General features: G+C 24.7%; 13 protein-coding genes. 9 read left to right on the top strand and 4 right to left on the bottom strand.

From position 1 onward, the window contains the following. The first annotated feature begins 321 nt into the window (after window positions 1-321). Both MarbSA_RS02980 and MarbSA_RS02985 read left to right on the top strand, forming a co-directional pair. Window positions 322-2115: a right-handed parallel beta-helix repeat-containing protein gene (locus MarbSA_RS02980; RefSeq protein WP_054835807.1), complete on the top strand. Its 1794-nt coding sequence runs from the start codon at window positions 322-324 to the stop codon at window positions 2113-2115. A 212-nt stretch (window positions 2116-2327) separates the two neighbouring features. Next, entirely contained in the window at window positions 2328-3173 is an 846-nt protein-coding gene (locus MarbSA_RS02985; protein WP_221061829.1) for a class I SAM-dependent methyltransferase, read from the top strand. Window positions 3174-3358: 185 nt separating this feature from the next. Here MarbSA_RS02985 and MarbSA_RS02990 read toward each other — a convergent pair whose 3' ends face one another. The 3 genes from MarbSA_RS02990 to MarbSA_RS03000 all read right to left on the bottom strand — a co-directional run bounded on the left by MarbSA_RS02990 (window position 3359) and on the right by MarbSA_RS03000 (window position 6907). Continuing rightward, a complete protein-coding gene (locus tag MarbSA_RS02990; RefSeq protein ID WP_081719985.1) occupies window positions 3359-4534 on the bottom strand; it encodes a choloylglycine hydrolase family protein in 1176 nt (391 codons plus the stop codon). Between the two features lie 298 nt (window positions 4535-4832). After that, window positions 4833-5906, bottom strand: coding sequence for an ABC transporter substrate-binding protein (locus MarbSA_RS02995; RefSeq protein WP_394325779.1), 1074 nt, complete (start codon window positions 5904-5906; stop codon window positions 4833-4835). A 170-nt stretch (window positions 5907-6076) separates the two neighbouring features. Next, a complete protein-coding gene (locus MarbSA_RS03000) occupies window positions 6077-6907 on the bottom strand; it encodes a class I SAM-dependent methyltransferase (protein WP_054835408.1) in 831 nt (276 codons plus the stop codon). Between the two features lie 533 nt (window positions 6908-7440). Between MarbSA_RS03000 and MarbSA_RS03005 the strand changes: the two genes are divergently transcribed. From MarbSA_RS03005 to MarbSA_RS03035, 7 genes are all read left to right on the top strand, one after another. Then, window positions 7441-9258, top strand: coding sequence for a right-handed parallel beta-helix repeat-containing protein (locus tag MarbSA_RS03005; protein ID WP_221061830.1), 1818 nt, complete (start codon window positions 7441-7443; stop codon window positions 9256-9258). A gap of 271 nt (window positions 9259-9529) precedes the next feature. Further along, complete coding sequence (locus MarbSA_RS03010) at window positions 9530-11479, top strand: right-handed parallel beta-helix repeat-containing protein (protein ID WP_221061831.1); 1950 nt, start codon at window positions 9530-9532, stop codon at window positions 11477-11479. Between the two features lie 720 nt (window positions 11480-12199). Next, window positions 12200-13930, top strand: coding sequence for a right-handed parallel beta-helix repeat-containing protein (locus MarbSA_RS03015; RefSeq protein ID WP_221061832.1), 1731 nt, complete (start codon window positions 12200-12202; stop codon window positions 13928-13930). A 9-nt stretch (window positions 13931-13939) separates the two neighbouring features. Beyond that, entirely contained in the window at window positions 13940-14674 is a 735-nt protein-coding gene (locus tag MarbSA_RS03020) for a DUF2162 family putative transporter (protein WP_054835177.1), read from the top strand. Between the two features lie 197 nt (window positions 14675-14871). Beyond that, window positions 14872-15519, top strand: a complete 648-nt coding sequence (locus tag MarbSA_RS03025; RefSeq protein ID WP_042701436.1) for a MotA/TolQ/ExbB proton channel family protein — start codon at window positions 14872-14874, stop codon at window positions 15517-15519. Between the two features lie 23 nt (window positions 15520-15542). Further along, window positions 15543-15890 carry a DUF2149 domain-containing protein gene (locus tag MarbSA_RS03030; protein WP_054835178.1) on the top strand — a complete coding sequence of 116 codons (348 nt, stop codon included), beginning with the start codon at window positions 15543-15545 and terminating at the stop codon, window positions 15888-15890. A gap of 277 nt (window positions 15891-16167) precedes the next feature. Further along, window positions 16168-16953, top strand: coding sequence for a class I SAM-dependent methyltransferase (locus MarbSA_RS03035; protein ID WP_280636285.1), 786 nt, complete (start codon window positions 16168-16170; stop codon window positions 16951-16953). 157 nt (window positions 16954-17110) lie between these two features. Here MarbSA_RS03035 and MarbSA_RS03040 read toward each other — a convergent pair whose 3' ends face one another. Then, on the bottom strand, window positions 17111-17443 hold the full coding sequence (locus tag MarbSA_RS03040) for a hypothetical protein (RefSeq protein ID WP_042701441.1): 333 nt from the start codon (window positions 17441-17443) through the stop codon (window positions 17111-17113). Window positions 17444-17593: the final 150 nt, after the last annotated feature.

A 17593-nucleotide genomic window follows, 5' to 3' on the forward strand; every position in this document is an offset into this window, starting at 1 on the left:
TATTTACTTAAAACAATGCTAAACATTGAAAAATTATTACTAAAATTATAGTACTATATAAATGTAATATAAATGAATATATATACATTTCGATTTAATAAATATTTATATAAATAGTTTATTTCATTTTATAAGTTTTATTTTAGTTTATTTAATTATATAAATAAATTTAATTAGTTTTTTTAATATTATAAATAATAATAGTAAAATTTAAATATAGGTATAGATTTAATACGATATGTAATAAGATACATTTAATATTTTTTTAAGTAATACTTATTACAAAAATAAAAAATTAATATAGAACAGGAGTTTTAAAAAATGACAAAAAAGTTAAAATACCTCTTAAATATTTCTATATTTCTTATGGTTCTAATTTCAGTAGCTACGATTGCTGCTGAAGATGTTAATGGATCTAAAGTCATAGATATAGATGATGGTATGGATAATGATCAGATACAAGCAAAAATTGATGATCCAAACACAGAAAATGGAGATACTCTAAATTTTAAAGGATCCAATTATAATAACATCAATCTGATTATAAATAAATCTTTAAACTTTGTTTCAACAGTTAATGGTGGAACTACAATCAATACTGTCCAAAATCAAAGTTATTTATCAAATGCTGTTAAATCACAAAATGGGAGTTATGGAGTAGGTAGTGGAATAAATAATATAAATACTACTGTTGCTGCTTTTTATTTATTATCAGGTAGTGAAAATAGTTCAATAACTGGATTTAATTTTAAAAGCACACTATTTAATCCTGGAAATTCAACATCTCGAAGTTTTTCACATATTTTAGTTATAGATACTTCTAATGTAAATATAATAAAAAATAACTTTGATGGTGCAGGTGTTCCAATAGCTATTGCAAATTCACAGAATATTTTAGTTGAAGAAAATAATATTACTAATAGTTCTTATTATGCAATTAATGTTAGAGAAGATGAATCTGGAAGAAATAATATAATAAATAAAAATAATATTATAAATGGTTATGATGGTATTTCTGTACAGTGTTCAAACACATTAGCTAGTAATAATTATGTTTATAATATGGCAAATAATGGATTTGGAATATGGCATTCAGGATCTAACTCTACTTTGATTAATAATACTGCAGATACATTTAAATATGGAGTATTTATTAAACATGGTGGAGGTGGAGATTATATTATAAATAATACTTGGATAAATGCAAGTAGTTGGGCTGTTGAACTTCAAGGAACAAACACTCAAATTATTAACAACAGTTTTTATAATATGAGTACAGCTATCTATCAATATGCAAAAGGAGCTTCATACTATTTATCTGGAAATACGTTCACCAATGTTACAACTAAATTTGCTTTAAGAGATTCAATATTAAATGGAAGTTATATTAATACAAGTAGTTCTATTCCAAATGCAACAGTATACAATGGAGCAAATATAAGTATTTCATCTAAAGTATCACAATCATCAATAGTCAATGGAAAAACTGTAACATACACAATATTGCTCTCTAATAATGGAGATCTTGCAGGTAAAAATTTGAGAATATCTGATATAATCCCAGTTGGATCTAAAATAGTATCTTATCAAGCTTCCAGAGGTACATTTACTAATGGAACATGGAATATCGAAACATTAGGTGCTGATGGAGATGCACTGTTAACTGTTACTGTTCAACCAGTGCAAAAAGGAACATATAGTACTAATACTGAAGTTAGTTATGATGCAGGTATAGAACCAGTGATGAACACTACAGAAGCAAAAACTTTAAAATTAACTGTTAATCCTGATGTTAAATTATCTTATTCAGCTTCAGTTAGTAGTAATAAAGTAAAAGTAGGTAAAACTGCTATAATAAGTGTTAAAATTACTAACAGTGGAAAAGATAAGTCTAGCCCAATAAAAATTTATAATAAGTTACCAAAAAGTTTAAAAAATGTTTTTGTCAATTATAAATCTATATTTAAATCTTCTAAATGGCAATTTAGTGCAAATGGGCAAAAATCAATAATTCTCAAAATGAAAGTTAAAGTCACTAAAAAAGGCATATTAAAAGTTCCTATTTATGCAAACGGTAAACTAATAAAAACAATTACAATTAAAGGAGTTAAATAAAGAATCAATAAAAAAAAAGGAGTTTGATAAAAGAATTTAATATACTTCTTTATTTATTATTTTTATGATTTATTTATTTTATTTAATTAATTTAATAATTTAATAATTAAAATATTTTATAATTAAAATATTTATACAATTATTTTGTTATTATATAAATTTAATTTTTATTAAAAACTTTTAAATATTCTAATTTATAATGGAGTAATTTTATGGATAATATTAAATGTATAAACAATTTAAATGCAGATGATTGGGAAAACGCCTGGAAAAATGAACTCGGTGAAGAAATAAAGAAAAAAAAATTTTGGACTAAAGATACACCAAAAATTCATTTTGAAAAAATAGCTGTTAAAGATGAATATCATGAAAAATTAATGGAAAAATTAGTTTTAGATGAAACTGATACAGTAATAGATTTAGGATGTGGAGAAGGAGCAGTTACTACTTTAATAGCTGAAAAAGTATCAAAAATTCTTGGAATAGATTCCTCCCCTATGATGTTAGATTTATTACAACAAAGAATAGATCATGATAATATTAAAAATATTGAAACTAAAAAAATGAAAATCGAGGATGTTTCTATTGAAAGTGTTGGGAAATTCGATGTTGTATTAGCATCAAGATCATTTATGGGAATACATGATATAAAAGATGTTTTAATAAATTCTAATGAAATAGCTAATAAATACGTGTTTTTAGCTGTATTTGGAAGAAGAAATTGGAGAATAGAGAAGAAATTCTATGAGGAAATTGGAAAAGATTATCCTGACTTTGCACCACATGATTATATCTTTAATATGCTAATTAATTTAGGAATCTATCCTAATATTGAACACTTCGACCTTAAAGGTAATAGGAAATATGATGATATTGAAGATGCATTTATCAGAATGAAATGGAAGATGAATAATCTTTCTGAAGAGGAAGTTGACAAAATAAAACCATTTCTAGAAGAAAATCTAAAGCTTAATAAAGAAGATGGGAAGCTAGAAAACCCTCTTGATAAATCCGATTTAGTTCTAATATGGTGGAGTAAAGACAGTTTTAATTGGTAAATTCTATAAAAATCAAAACTAATAAGAATAAAATGATAATAAAAATATTTATAAAAATAATAAAAATGATAAAAATAATGAACCGTGCAAATAATATAAATAATATAAAAGTAATGTGAAAATAATATAAAATAATGAATAAAAAGAAATGCTTTTCATTCAATTATTATTAATTCAATTATTTACTATTTATTTTTTTCAATAACATCTAAAAATTCTTTTATATTAGAAATGTTTTCTTTTAAAAATTTGTCATCAACATTTTCTAAAATATCTTTGTTTTTACCTTCTATTTGGCCTTTTTTAGTAGTCTTAATATCATCTAAAAGTTCAATTACTTCTTTTATTGTTGTTATAGTATCATTACGATCTATTACTCCTTCAGGAGAATAATATGATTGATTTCGTGGAGCTTCAAATATAACAACATTACCATCATCTATCAATTCATCAGTTAATCTGACTTTTGTAATTCGATTATTTTCATATGGAGTAAAATAAAAAGATCTGCTCTCCAAACATATTCCAGCTAAATACTCAGTATAATCCTCACCTTCAGAATCTTCAATAACTACACCTTTTGGAATACGGACAGTACTTAAAATTTGCCATATATTAGTAATTCCCTCTTCCTCATTTTTAGCTTTATTAATATATTCTTTGAAGAATGCTGCACGAACAAAACGATTAGAAGGTGTAAATCCCCCAGGAAGACCTGTTGTTCCAGTTCCTTGTGAAAAAGGTGTTGCATTAAATTCACCATACTTTTTTGGACTAAATTGCTTAGGTTGAACATGGAGATAATTCCTAAGATTTTGTGTATGCCATTCTAAATTAGGAGTATTAGTCATAACACCAACAGGATTCTCCTTAAATTTTAATTCACCACCACTAGGCTCAATTACAACAACACGACCAGTAACATCAGCAAAGATATAGTGTAAAGGAATTGACTTATTCATTATAGGTACTTCAGTATCTATTAACCGAATATTTTTTAAATTCTTTTCTAAATCAGCAATTGACTTATAATTACCTAAAACCCAATTCAAAAATTCCCATGGAGCTAAATTATTTTTACCTTTAACTTCATTTTTATTATATACAGCTTCACCAGGTAAATAAAGTTCAGCCATAGCAAGACCATGTTCATTTATTCCATCAGTAAAAATATAATTTCCAGCTATTCCTCGACCAGTACCAAGCATAGCATATTTATTTGTCATTTCCTTACCAAAAACATGCCAGCTATAATCTCTTGGTAAAAAAACAGGATTCCCCTCTAAAGGAAATGAAAAATCCATTGTCCTTGCTAAAAAATGTTTATTGTCCTCAGTTTTAGTAAAAATACTCGTACACATTTTTTTCACCACCAATATTTATTATTTTAATCTATATTCATTTAATATGTATATATAAAATATATTATTATATAATATATATTAATAATAAAATTATTGGTTAGTGATTTAAAAATAATGAAAAATTATAATAAAAATGATAAATAAAGAAAATCAAGTCTTAATAAAAAATTAAAACTTATTATATAAAACTTATTATATAAATTAAATCTGAATTATAAAAATTATATAAATAATATAAATTTATATAAAAATATAAATAAAATTTTATATAAATAAAACTAAACATTTATTAAAGTTACATATTTTCTTCTTTTAAACCACTGCTTTTAAGAATATTTACAACATCCTCATCACTCAAGTCATAGTGATAAAATTCTTTATAAAACATCTTAACTTCAGATTTAAGATCAATATCAGAATATTTATCTGGATATATGACTTTAGCAGTCCATGGAATACCAATAATTATGTTTGCACCAGGAGGCCTGTCAAACCATTTAAATGGAGATTGTGGAGACAAATAAACTTGTTTATTTTTAACTGCATCAATATCAGCCCATTTAGAATTATTGTAAACCTTTTGATAAAAGTCAGGACTAGTAGTTATTATAACCTCAGGATTCCATTTAATAACTTGTTCAATTGAAACATCAACTTGTCCAACTCCTTCTTGCAGTTGAATATCTGCAACATTCTTTCCACCAACAATATCAATTAATTGAGCATGTAAAGAACCACTTGGGTCTGTTTGAAGACCTTCATCACCTTCAGCATAATAAACCTTCTTTTTCTCATTATCAGGAATAGAACTTGAAACTTTTTCAGTTTTATCAAGATATTTATTAGTAAAATCAATCAATTTATTAGCTTTATCTTCAGCACCAAGTAATTTCCCCATAAATTCAATTGAAGGAGTAATTTTAGTAACATCAGAGTTATCAGTAACTCCAACAACAGGAATAGTTCCAAATTTAGTTTGTCTTTCATTTACAGTAGCTAAATCAACATCACCCATAGCTCCCTCAATTACAAGATCAGGATTAACAGAAATAATCTGTTCATAGCTACCATCCTGTCGTCCAAACCATCCACCAATTACTGGTAAATTAAGATATTTACTATTTACATATTCTTTTTCAATATCAGTCCACTGATAATTCAGTCCACCTAATTTATCAGGAGTAAGCATATAAACCATTGTAGTCATAGGAGGAGAAGTAGCTACTACATTTGAAACATCACTAGGAACAGTAACTGTCCTACCAACCATGTCAGTTATGGTGATATTTCCATCTTGAGATATAGATGAACCTGGGTTAAAGTAGTAAGCGATTCCAACACCAGAAACTATCAATATAGCTACGACCACAAGTATAATATTTTTATTAATATTTACAACCCCATTAAAAAATAAATAAAAATTAGCTATTTATTATTAAACTATCTATTTAACCATAAATTAGTTATTAGTATTAAATTATTCATTGATATTTGAGTATCTCATTATGTTTAATGCTAAATATCATATTTAATGCTAAGTTACTTATTTTTCCACCACATTAATACTAAATCAGCTTTATCTTCAAGATTCTCTAGCTTCCCATCTTCTTTATTAAGCTTTAGATTTTCTTCTAAAAATGGCCTTATTTTCTCAACTTCCTCTTCAGAAAGATTATTCATCTTCCATTTCATTCTGATAAATGCATCTTCAATATCATCATACTTCCTATTACCTAAAAGATCAAAATTTTCAATATTAGGATAGATTCCTAAACTAATCAATAAATTAAATAAATAATCATAAGGTGCAAAATCAGGATAATCTTTTCCAATTTCCTCATAGAATTTCTTCTCTAATTTCCAATTATTCCTTCCAAATACCACTAAAAACACATATTTCTTAGCTATTTTTTGAATATTTAGAATTGTATCTTTAATCTCATGAATTCCCATAAAAGATCTTGAAGCAACAACAACATCAAATTTTCCAACATTATCAACAGTTGCATCCTCAATATCACTCTCAACAATATCAATATTATCAATATTATAATGTTCAATTCTTTGTTTTAGCATATCAAGCATAACTGGTGAAGAATCAAGAGCAGTTACAGATTTAACTTTTTCAGCTATCAATGAAGTTACAGCACCTTCACCACTTCCCAAGTCTAAAACTGTGTCATCATCCTCCAGTATTAACTTAGGAATTAACTTTTCATGATATTCATCTTTAACAGCTATTTTTTCAAAATGAATTTTAGGAGTATCTTTAGTCCATTTCTTTTCTCTTTTCTTAGATCCAACTTCGTTTGCCCAAGCTTTTTCCCAGTCAAAATCATTGGGATCTTTTATACAATCATTAGAATCCATAATATTACCTATTTTTAATTTATTTAAATTTGAATTAAATTATAATCAAGTATACACAAAACGAAATGTCTTAAATACAAAACGAAATGTATTATTATACATAACATTTTACTCATAATTATATTTAAAGCTATCTAAAACCTTAAAAAAAGAAAATAAAATTTTTAAAAAAAATATAGTCATGTGAATACTATAAAACATCACTATCGTTATAGTTCAAAATTAATAATAAAATAATGAAAAAATAAGTCGAAATGTATATATATTCAATACGAAATATTATTATTATGCAGTTATTATTATCATACAATTAATAATTATAAACCAAAAAATTAATACCCCAATAAATTATTTTAATATTTATTGTTGTTTTATTGAAAACAGGGTAGCTAATTTTAAATAATAGCTGTAAAAATGGTTTAAAAATAGTTTAGATAATAATTAATTTTTAAAATCTCTTAAAAATTAATTAAAAAACTAGATTGAATTAGTAAAAGTAAATAAATAGAAATTTAGAAACTAAAAACTAATTTATGATAAAAAATGGAGATGATCAAATTAAGAATATCAAACTAAGATTAATGTTCCTATTAGTACTTTTTGTAGCTATAGGAACAATGACTTCGTCTGTATCAGCAGCACAAACATGGAATATAGATAATAACGCTGATTTATCTGCTATCCAATCTATAATTGATAATGCGGGAGTAGGAGACATAATAAGTTTTGCGACTGATGGTGCTTATAACCTTGCTGGTTCAATAAACATTAGTAAAACCTTGACAATATTAGGTAATGGAGCTACAATAACTGGAATTCAAGACGCTAACACACCTATATTCAAATTAGCAATTAATACTTCCGATCCAGATGTATTTAAAGATATTTCAATATCTAATTTTACATTAAATGCTATGTCTGCAATAACTGTAACTAATGGAGCTAATATAACATTAGACAATCTTACACTTACTGGAGCTAATAAAAATAATGGAACTGGAATTACTGCTAGTCAAGTGAGAGACCTTACAATAAAAAATGTTAATGCAAGTAACTTCCGTGATGCTATTGGTGTTGGCGGAGGAAACAATACAGTTGTAACTAATAATGATTTCCATGATCTTGGAAGAAATGCAATGTCATTTTACCAAAATGCAGGAAATATATTTGTTAAAAATAACACAATGAATAATGCTCAATATGGTGTATTTTTTGGTGGAGGAGTTAAATATATAGAAATTGAAGGAAATAACATATCTAATATGAGTATAGTTGGATTAGCTATAATAAAATCATGTAATAATGCTATAATCAAAAATAATAATATTATAGAGAATAATATAGGCATTATTATAAAAGCTAATGACACACAACATGGAGCACCAACAACACTTGAAAGTATAATTGTATCAGGAAATAATATTTCTAAAAGTTATTTATTTGGTATATTATTAGAAAATATAATTCAAAGTACAGTAGGAAAAGAATTAATATTAGATAATAATACTTTTTCAGAAAATGGTTGGAGATATGCTGAATATGTTGGTGGTGATTGGTGGAATTCAACCTCAGATCAACCATCAACTGGAAAATCAGGATGGGGTAATGAAATAGGAAATTTTGATGTGTTCATGAACTATTTTGAAGATACTACTCCAACACCAAATGCAAACCTAACACTTACAGACACAATAAGCACAAACGTCGTGAAAAATGGTGGAAAACTAATATATACTTTAACTGTTAAAAATATTGGAAATGGAACATCAGATGTAATAACTATTGATACAGGATTATTATCAAGTATTGCAAACTCTGTTGTAACATACAAATCTACTGGAGCATTTTCTAATAACAAATGGATTATAAACAGCTTAAAAGGTGGAGATACTGCATCTTTAGTACTTGAAGTTCAAACTAAAAAATCAGGAACTAAAAACATTATTTCAACATTAAAAACTTCAACACAAAATGATACTTCAACAAATCCAACAAAATTAACTGTAAATAAAGATATTAAAGTATCTAGTAGTAATGCATTCAGTGCAAATAAAGTAAAGAGAAATAAATATTTCTATATAACAACTACAATTAAAAACACTGGATTAGATAACTCAAGTACATTCAATAGTAAAATAGCAACCACCAAAGGATTAAAAGTAGCAGCAGTAAGTAAAAGTAGCTATGCATCATACAACAAAAAAAGCCAAACATGGACAGTCAAAAAAGTTCCTGCTAAAAAAACAATAACCCTAAAAATGAAAGTCAAAGCAACAAAAACCGGAACACAAAAAGTAAAAGTAACAACAAACGGCAAATCACAAACCAAATCTGTAAAAGTTGTCAAATAACTAATATCTAAATAAAAAGTATGATTAGAATAAAAATATGATTAAAATTTATATACTAATCCATACTTTTAATTTTTTTTAACTTATTTTTGATATTTTTCTAAATTTCAAAATTTAATTATTAAATATAATTAATATTATTAAAATTATTAAAATTAATAATTATTAAGATCAATAATACTTTTATTAATATTAATATTATCCTTATATATAACAAATTATATATTTTTTATTAGAATTTTTAGGTTTTAATTTAAATTAATTAAGAGAGGTGTTTAAAATAAAAACAAAAAAAATCATTCTTTTAGGAGCTATCTTTTCTATATTATTAATATCATCTCCTTTAGGATTTAATACAATTTATGGAGCAAATAATACTTGGATAATTGATGTTGAAGATAAAGGAATGCCAGGAAATATGGAGTATATACAAGGAATAATTGACAATGCTTCAAGTGGAGATACAATACTATTTAAAGGAAGTGAATACACACATTTAGCTAATATTATTGTAAATAAAACATTAAATATAGTAAGTGATGTTGGAACTGTACTTAATAGTTGTAATAATCATCCTGAAGAGCCAATATTTAGAATATTAAGTGGTGGAAGTGGAACTAAAATTGAAGGATTCAACATTAATGCAAAAGAAGCGGGAATTATAATTGATAATGCGACTAATGTAAAAATAGGTAGTAATAATATTACAGCTGAAGGTATAGCAATTACAATTTTAGATAGTTTAAATACAGTTATTACTAATAATAGAATAAATAACTCAGGAACTGGAATATCATCAAATAATTCAAATAATACAGTAATAAAAAACAATACTATCACAAATAACGATGAAGGTATAATCTCCACTGGAAATACAAACAACACTGAAATATCATATAACAATATTTCAAATAATAATGGTTTTGGTGTGTACTTCAATAATAATGGGGAATTACAAGATAATATAAAAGTATTATATAACTATATCGAAAATCAAGGCCAATCTGGAGTTTATATTAATAGTAGCTATAATATTCTTAGTATTATAAGTAATATGATAACTAACAATCAAAAAAATGGAATTTATATGGATTCTGGTACAAATACCTCAGGTCAACCAACCATTGAATATAACTATCTATTATATAATACTGGGTTTAATACATTTCAGATTCAAAGAGTTCAGACAGATGATCAACATCGTGCAGTTTTGGTTATAGGATATAATTTCTATGGTACAAATGATAGAAGTGGAGTAAGTGTATGTTCTAAAACAACTACTGGAATAATACTAATAAAGTTATCAGAAATATCAAAAGGTATTTTCCAAATAGCTTATACAACAAATGATACTGGAAAAATAATTAAAGAAATGATTCCTAATTATGTGAAAGTCAATCTTAATAACAATAGTCAATACCAATATGTTTTAATCAAAAATGGAACTGGAATAGCTGATTTTAGAGAATATAATTATAGTTCTACTGGAAACGAGATTTATACATATTTTTTAACTAAAACTGCATTATCTATAAATGACAATAATATACCTCAAAAATCAATAAGTATTAATTCAAAAATTTCATCTCCAACTATTAAAACTGGTCAAACCACTAAATACACAATAACTGTTTCAAATATTGGGCAAAAAATAATTAAAAGCATAAATATCAAAAATATGATCCCTAACTTTGCTATAAAAAGTTTTAACACAAATATAGGATCATTCAATAAAAATAATAAAATATGGACAGTGAATTCTTTAAAAGCTAATGAAAAAGCAATTTTAAATGTTTATATAACTCCTAATAAAGCAGGAACCTTTAAAAACACAGCTACATTAACTGGTGATAGTTTCAATAAAAAATCAAGTTTAACTAGTTTAAAAGTTAATCCTGCAGTTGAAGTTAAAAATTCCAATAAAATTAATACTAAAAAAATCAGAAAGAACAAATATGTCACAGCATACACAACTATTAAAAACTACGGAACATCTTCTAAAAATATAAAAGTTAGAATTTCACCCTCTAAAGGACTTAAAACCTACAACGTAAACTATAAAACTAAATACAGTAAAAAAACAAATAAATGGATAGTGAAATTACCTGCTAAAAAATCAGTGACATTGAAAATGAAGCTAAAAGGAACCAGTAAAGGAACTAAAAAAGTTGCATTCAATGTAAATGGTAAAAAACAAAATAAATATGTGAAAGTGGTTTAGAATTAGAAAATATTTTAAAACTAAATTTAACTTCTAAATTCTATCTAAAATCCATTTACAAATTAAATGTATGTAAAATTTAATGTAAATAAGTTAAATAAATCTTTTAGTAGATTATTTAACTTAAACTCATACATTAATCATGTTTATCAATTACTATAATTATTTTTACAATATTTTTCATATTGTTTTCAGAATATTTCAAATTTATAATTATTTCAATTTATTCCAAATTTACATATTATTCTGATTATTTTTTAAATTTTTTTTTAAATATAATTATTTCTTTATATTATCTGTATTAATAAAAGTTAAAAACTATTTCTAAAGTCATCTCTAAAAATTATCAAAAATATGAAAATTATCAAAAATGAAATACTAATTTTTAAATACAATATGAAATAATATATATAACGTGATAAACATATATTACTATATATATTATAAAAATTAAAATTTTAAATTAAGTTTAAAATTAATATTGAATCCAATATTAATTTAAAATAAATTAAATAGAAATTTTATTAAATTAAAACAAAATTCAGTAGATTATAATAGTTTTTAATGACTTTTATCAATAAATTTTAAAATCACAATTATATGAATTATATAAATTTAATAATTTTAATAAGAATACAATGTAAGATATGATAACTTAATCCTATTGATAAAAGTTTGTATTAACTTGTATTATTCGTAAAATAAACCAAAGATGAAATTATGAAAAACAAAAAAAATATATTAATTGTTTTATTATTTCTTAGTTTAATAGCTATAATGAGCATTAATACAGCTACGGCTAAAACAATAAGTATTAATGATGCTTCATCTTATAATCAAACTGGATTATCATTAAGTAAACAAATCCAAAAAATAATTGATACAGCTACAGCAGGAGATACAATTAAGTTTTTAGGAAGTTTTTACGAAGACTTAACTTTAACAATAAACAAAAAATTAAATATTATAAGTAATTCTGGAACAATAATAAGTGGTTCTGATAGTAGCTCATTAAAAACAATATTTTTCATAAATGGAAGTTCTGCATCAGGTACAACAATTTCAGGTTTTAATTTGGATAATGAGGATGGAAACGGAATAACATTAAACAACACTAAAAACATTAAAGCATCAAAAAATAATATAACTGCTAAAGATTCTGGAGTATCAGTTTCTAAAAGTTCCAATATAACTATAAACAATAACAATATTACAAAATCGGATGAAGGGATCTCTTTAAAAGATAGTAATAATATCTATGTTGAAAACAACAAATTAGATAATAATAATGAAGGAATTTCTTTAGATAGTACAAATAACGTGGATATTAAAAGTAACAACATTACAAATAACAAGAATGGAATTAGCTTAAAAAGTACTAAAAAAACAAACATAATAAACAATAAAGTATACAATAATAAAAAATCAGGTATATACTCCTATAAAACTCAATATACTCAGATTAAATATAATAACATAAAAAATAATGAAGAAACTGGAATATTAGCCGAAGGTATTCTTACAAATCTCAATCTAACCCATAATAACATTTCTTACAATCATTATGGAATACGTTTAGATTCTATTGATAATTCTTATGTAACAATGAAAACTAATTCCATCAGGTATAATGTAGAAGGAATTAGTTTTGGTCCAAATTATATTGATAATAAAGCAAAAGATATATCATCTAATGATATTTCATCAAACACAGGTAAAGATGTTGAACTTAGAGATTCAAGCTATTATGATACATTAGAAATTGGACCCAATTGGTATGGGGCTAATGCTGATTATTTAGCTAATATTTGCCCTAAGTTAAAATCAGGAATGATACAATTTAAACTTAAAAGTGGTGGAAATGGAGTTTATATGGGAGTTTTTACATATAATGGTCAGACTATGACTGATTTACCTCCAATAGATGTTCTTTTCATAGTTAATGGAGAAAAAATATGGGTTACTACAGTAAACGGAGTAGCTACAGTTAATTTTGGCAAAAATTTTGATAAAAATCAGGCAGGAGGAATTTTAAACGCAATAGCAGGAGTAGAAAGATTCCAATTAGGAATTACCTACACTGAAAATATCAATAACAATAATAATGGAAAAACTCCTGTTAATGGAGGAACTGGAAATCCTGGAAATGGAGGTCTAGGAGGCTTAGGTATTGGCGGAAATGGTCTTGGAACTATTGGAATAGGTACTGGGTCACCTGGAGGATCAAATCCTTCTTCAAATCAATTAAGTGAAGGAGCCTCTTCTTCTTCTGGATCTAGTTCTGCAGCTCAATCTTCAACACAACAAGCTAAAGTAATAAATATTGATGATGGAGAGAACTTATTTAAAATAGAAGATAGTCAAGCTTTAGGAATATTAATTATTGGACTACTTTTAGGTTCGATAATTGTGGGATATATGTTAAGAAGAGATAAAAAAACCTCATTTTAAGGTGGAAAAATGATTGATTTACAAGTTTTATCTTATATAATAGTTATTGTGTTGTCTTCTATAGCTATATCTACTTCTTTAATAAATAATTCTATAAATAAGAATAATTCAATATTGATAGCAGTATATTTAGGTTTGTTAATCTTAGTGTCAGTTTTTATTTCAAATATTTTTAGTAAATCAATAATTCCTACAATAAATAATAATATAAGTTTCATAATGACAATAATTGGAATGGTATTGATTTATACTGGTTATAGGTTTATTTTAGATTTTAAAATAAAATCAAAAAAAAGTATAGAAAGAAAGTATCCTAAAATAATTTATAAAATAAATGAAGAACTCTCATTAATATTATTGTTTTTTAGTTATTATGCAGCAATATTAATTAATATAATTTATGTTGCCCCTTCAATTTGGTTATCTATATTTGAATTAGGATTAATCTCGGTAGGAATTTCAATTATTTTAATAATAGCCTCATATTTTATATTATACCGAAAAATAAGAACTCCAAAAAGAATGTTTAATGGGATTTTTGGATTTTTTTTAATGCTCTCAGGAATACTATATTTTACATTATATATGTTTGTTCCAAATCTACAAAATGTTTTAAGTCAAAATATGACTCCTTTGAGTTTTCCAGAAACTAATATGATGATATACATATTAATAATTGTATTAATATCAGTAGCTTTTGGATTTGTATTTAAAAAATCTAAAAGGTTTAGGAATTTGTTTTAAATATAATTTAAATTAATAATATTATAATTTTAAAAGTTATATGAACATTAATACTGTTAAAAAGTTATTATTTAAAAATTAATATTAAAAATTACAACTAAAGAATTACAACTAAAAGATTATAGCTAAAAGATTAATATTAAAAAGATTATCAAAAAGTAAAATAATGAAAATCAATTAAAAAAGAGAAAGATATCATGGACATTATAGGAAGCGGAATTCTAACAGGCATTTTACACGCAATCTCTCAAAGTTTACTAATACCAGTAATAATTATACTAATATTATTTGTTATATTTGCATTAATAAGTGTTGGAGGGCTTATAGCTGAATACACTTCTCGAAAAAAATTCAAATTAGAAGAAAGTGAATCATTAATAAGATCACTTAATAGCTTGAATAACACAAATCAAATGAAAGAAGCAATAAAAGAATCAGATATTAATGAAGAATACAAATTAGCTATGATTAAAGTTATCAACAATGAAGATTTTGGAACTGAAACTAAAAGAGCATTTGCAGATAAAATTATTGAAGAAGAAGAGTTAAGAATGGAAAAAGCCGTTGAGAAAACAGATATGGTGGTAAGGCTCGGACCAACATTTGGGCTTATGGGAACTTTAATTCCAATGGGACCAGGACTTGCAGCACTTGGAGCAGGGAATATAGAATTATTAGCTCAAGCAATAATAATAGCATTTGACACAACGGTAACTGGATTAGCAGCTTCAGCTGTATCTTATGTTGTTTCAAAACTTAGAAAACGTTGGTATGAAGAAGATCTATCTAATTTTGAAGTTTTAATCAACTCTACTCTAGAAATTCTGGAAAAAAATAAACTCTAAGATAATAAAAAAGAGTTGGTACAATGTCTAAGAAAAGAAGATTTTTAGGAAAAAGTAGTGGTGATGATGATCCTCTCGCAGGAATGGCAAATTTAACTGATGCCATGCTTGTATTAGCTGTTGGTTTCTTAATATTTGCAGTTATGTCTATGAATATGCAAAGTATAATATTTAATGATGCTACACCTGAAGAAAAAAAGAAAATGGCAAATAGAATAAAAGAAGCAGTGTCCGTAGAAGAGGGAGAAAATTATAATGGAACGGTTGATGTTGAATCTGGAGAAAGTGAAGGAATGGAAAATATGGGAACAGTCTATAAAGATCCGACTACGGGCAAATTAATCATGATTCCTCCTACAAATTCAACATAATAATTATAACAAATATTCAAACAATGAAAAGTACTAATATTATAAAAGTAGTATCATCATTTTTTTTTAAAAAAAAAAAAAAATTAAAAAATAATAATAATGATAATATGGATATTTGAATTATAATATTTAAGAACAATAATATTATAAAATTATAATAATATATAAAATAATATTACATAAAATATAATATTATTAAAAGATAATAGTATTTAAAAGATAATTAATAGAGAGTGTTATAATTAAAAAGCAAAATTGCATAAGTGATCCTGAAGATATAGACTGGGAATTTTTTTGGCAAGAAAAATTACATAAAAAAAGAAGAAAGCCAAAAAACTGGGATAATGAAGCAGATAAATTTTCTAAACGTTCCAAACAAGATGAATATCAAAAAAAACTATTTTCAAAAATGAGAATAGATAAAGGTGATACTGTTATTGATCTAGGTTGTGGTGAAGGATCAATTACAATACCTCTATCTAAAAAGGTTAAATCTATAACTGCTGTTGATTCATCAAAAAGAATGCTTGAAATTTTAGATGATAAATGTAAAGCTGAAAATATTGATAATATCAAAACCATGAAAGAAAATCTTGAAGATGTGACATTGAAGGAAGTTGGAAATAAGGATATTGTCCTTTTATCAAGATCTATCAATGGAATATCACCAATAAAAGATACCATAAATAATGTAAACAGCATAGCTAATAAATATGTTTATATAACAATATTTGGTCCAAAGAATTGGAAATTTGAAAATGATTTTTATGAAAGTATTGGAAAAGAAAAAAATGATTTTGTACCTTATGATTATCTTTTTAATATTCTTATAAGTATGAATATTTATCCAAATATAGAAAATCTTGAAATTGAAACAAATAGGAAATATAAGTCTGTTCAAGACGCAATGGATAATGGTAAATGGCAATTAGACACTTTTACAAAAGAAGAAAAAGAAAATTTATATAAATACCTTGAAAAAAATCTAAGAAAAAATAATGAAGGAATGTTAGAAAATCCTAATGATAAAGCAGATTGGATTTTAATTTGGTGGAAAAAATAAAAAACTTCAAACTTTAAATGAATATTATTATTTTTTAGCTATTATGTTTAAAAGAATATTATAATAAATATTTAAAAAATATTAGATATAATATTTAAAAAACATTATTATATTTAAATTCAAACTATAATTATATATTCAATCATGTTTTATTCAATTAAGGATTAAAATTAAAAGGATTTATTTCTATTGATGCATCACCATCAAAGGCTTCACATTCATTGTCTCCTTTTAAATTCAGAAGTTGAATCAAATTTTCAACAGCTGATTCACAAGAATTATCTAATTTTTTATTGTCTAATTCATTTCTAAAACCTAATGAAACCCTTTGGATTTGAATTCCAATTAATACATCAATTAAGTCTCCAGTAGATAAATCACTAACAACTAAATCATTAATTGTTTCAATTTGTGAATTGAAAATACCATTATCTTTATCATCAATACTGACTTTTAATAGCTTTTCAATTATTTCTAATTCATCAGTCAAATTAACACCTTAATTTTTTTAAATAATAATGAAAGATATAAATAATAACATTTAAGTAATTTTATATTTTTATATTAATAATATTATGTTTATATAATAATTTTTTTATTAATAAGACCCAATTAATAAATTTATATAATAAAGGTATAA

The organism is Methanobrevibacter arboriphilus (assembly GCF_019669925.1).
GTDB classification, from domain to species: Archaea; Methanobacteriota; Methanobacteria; order Methanobacteriales; family Methanobacteriaceae; genus Methanobinarius; species Methanobinarius arboriphilus_A.

Coding starts and splice junctions, on each gene's coding strand:
- MarbSA_RS02980 (WP_054835807.1), top strand. CDS start 322: ATGACAAAAAAGTTAAAATACCTCTTAAATATTTCTATATTTCTTATG.
- MarbSA_RS02985 (WP_221061829.1), top strand. CDS start 2,328: ATGGATAATATTAAATGTATAAACAATTTAAATGCAGATGATTGGGAA.
- MarbSA_RS02990 (WP_081719985.1), bottom strand. CDS start 4,534: ATGTGTACGAGTATTTTTACTAAAACTGAGGACAATAAACATTTTTTA.
- MarbSA_RS03000 (WP_054835408.1), bottom strand. CDS start 6,907: ATGGATTCTAATGATTGTATAAAAGATCCCAATGATTTTGACTGGGAA.
- MarbSA_RS03005 (WP_221061830.1), top strand. CDS start 7,441: ATGATAAAAAATGGAGATGATCAAATTAAGAATATCAAACTAAGATTA.
- MarbSA_RS03015 (WP_221061832.1), top strand. CDS start 12,200: ATGAAAAACAAAAAAAATATATTAATTGTTTTATTATTTCTTAGTTTA.
- MarbSA_RS03020 (WP_054835177.1), top strand. CDS start 13,940: ATGATTGATTTACAAGTTTTATCTTATATAATAGTTATTGTGTTGTCT.
- MarbSA_RS03025 (WP_042701436.1), top strand. CDS start 14,872: ATGGACATTATAGGAAGCGGAATTCTAACAGGCATTTTACACGCAATC.
- MarbSA_RS03030 (WP_054835178.1), top strand. CDS start 15,543: ATGTCTAAGAAAAGAAGATTTTTAGGAAAAAGTAGTGGTGATGATGAT.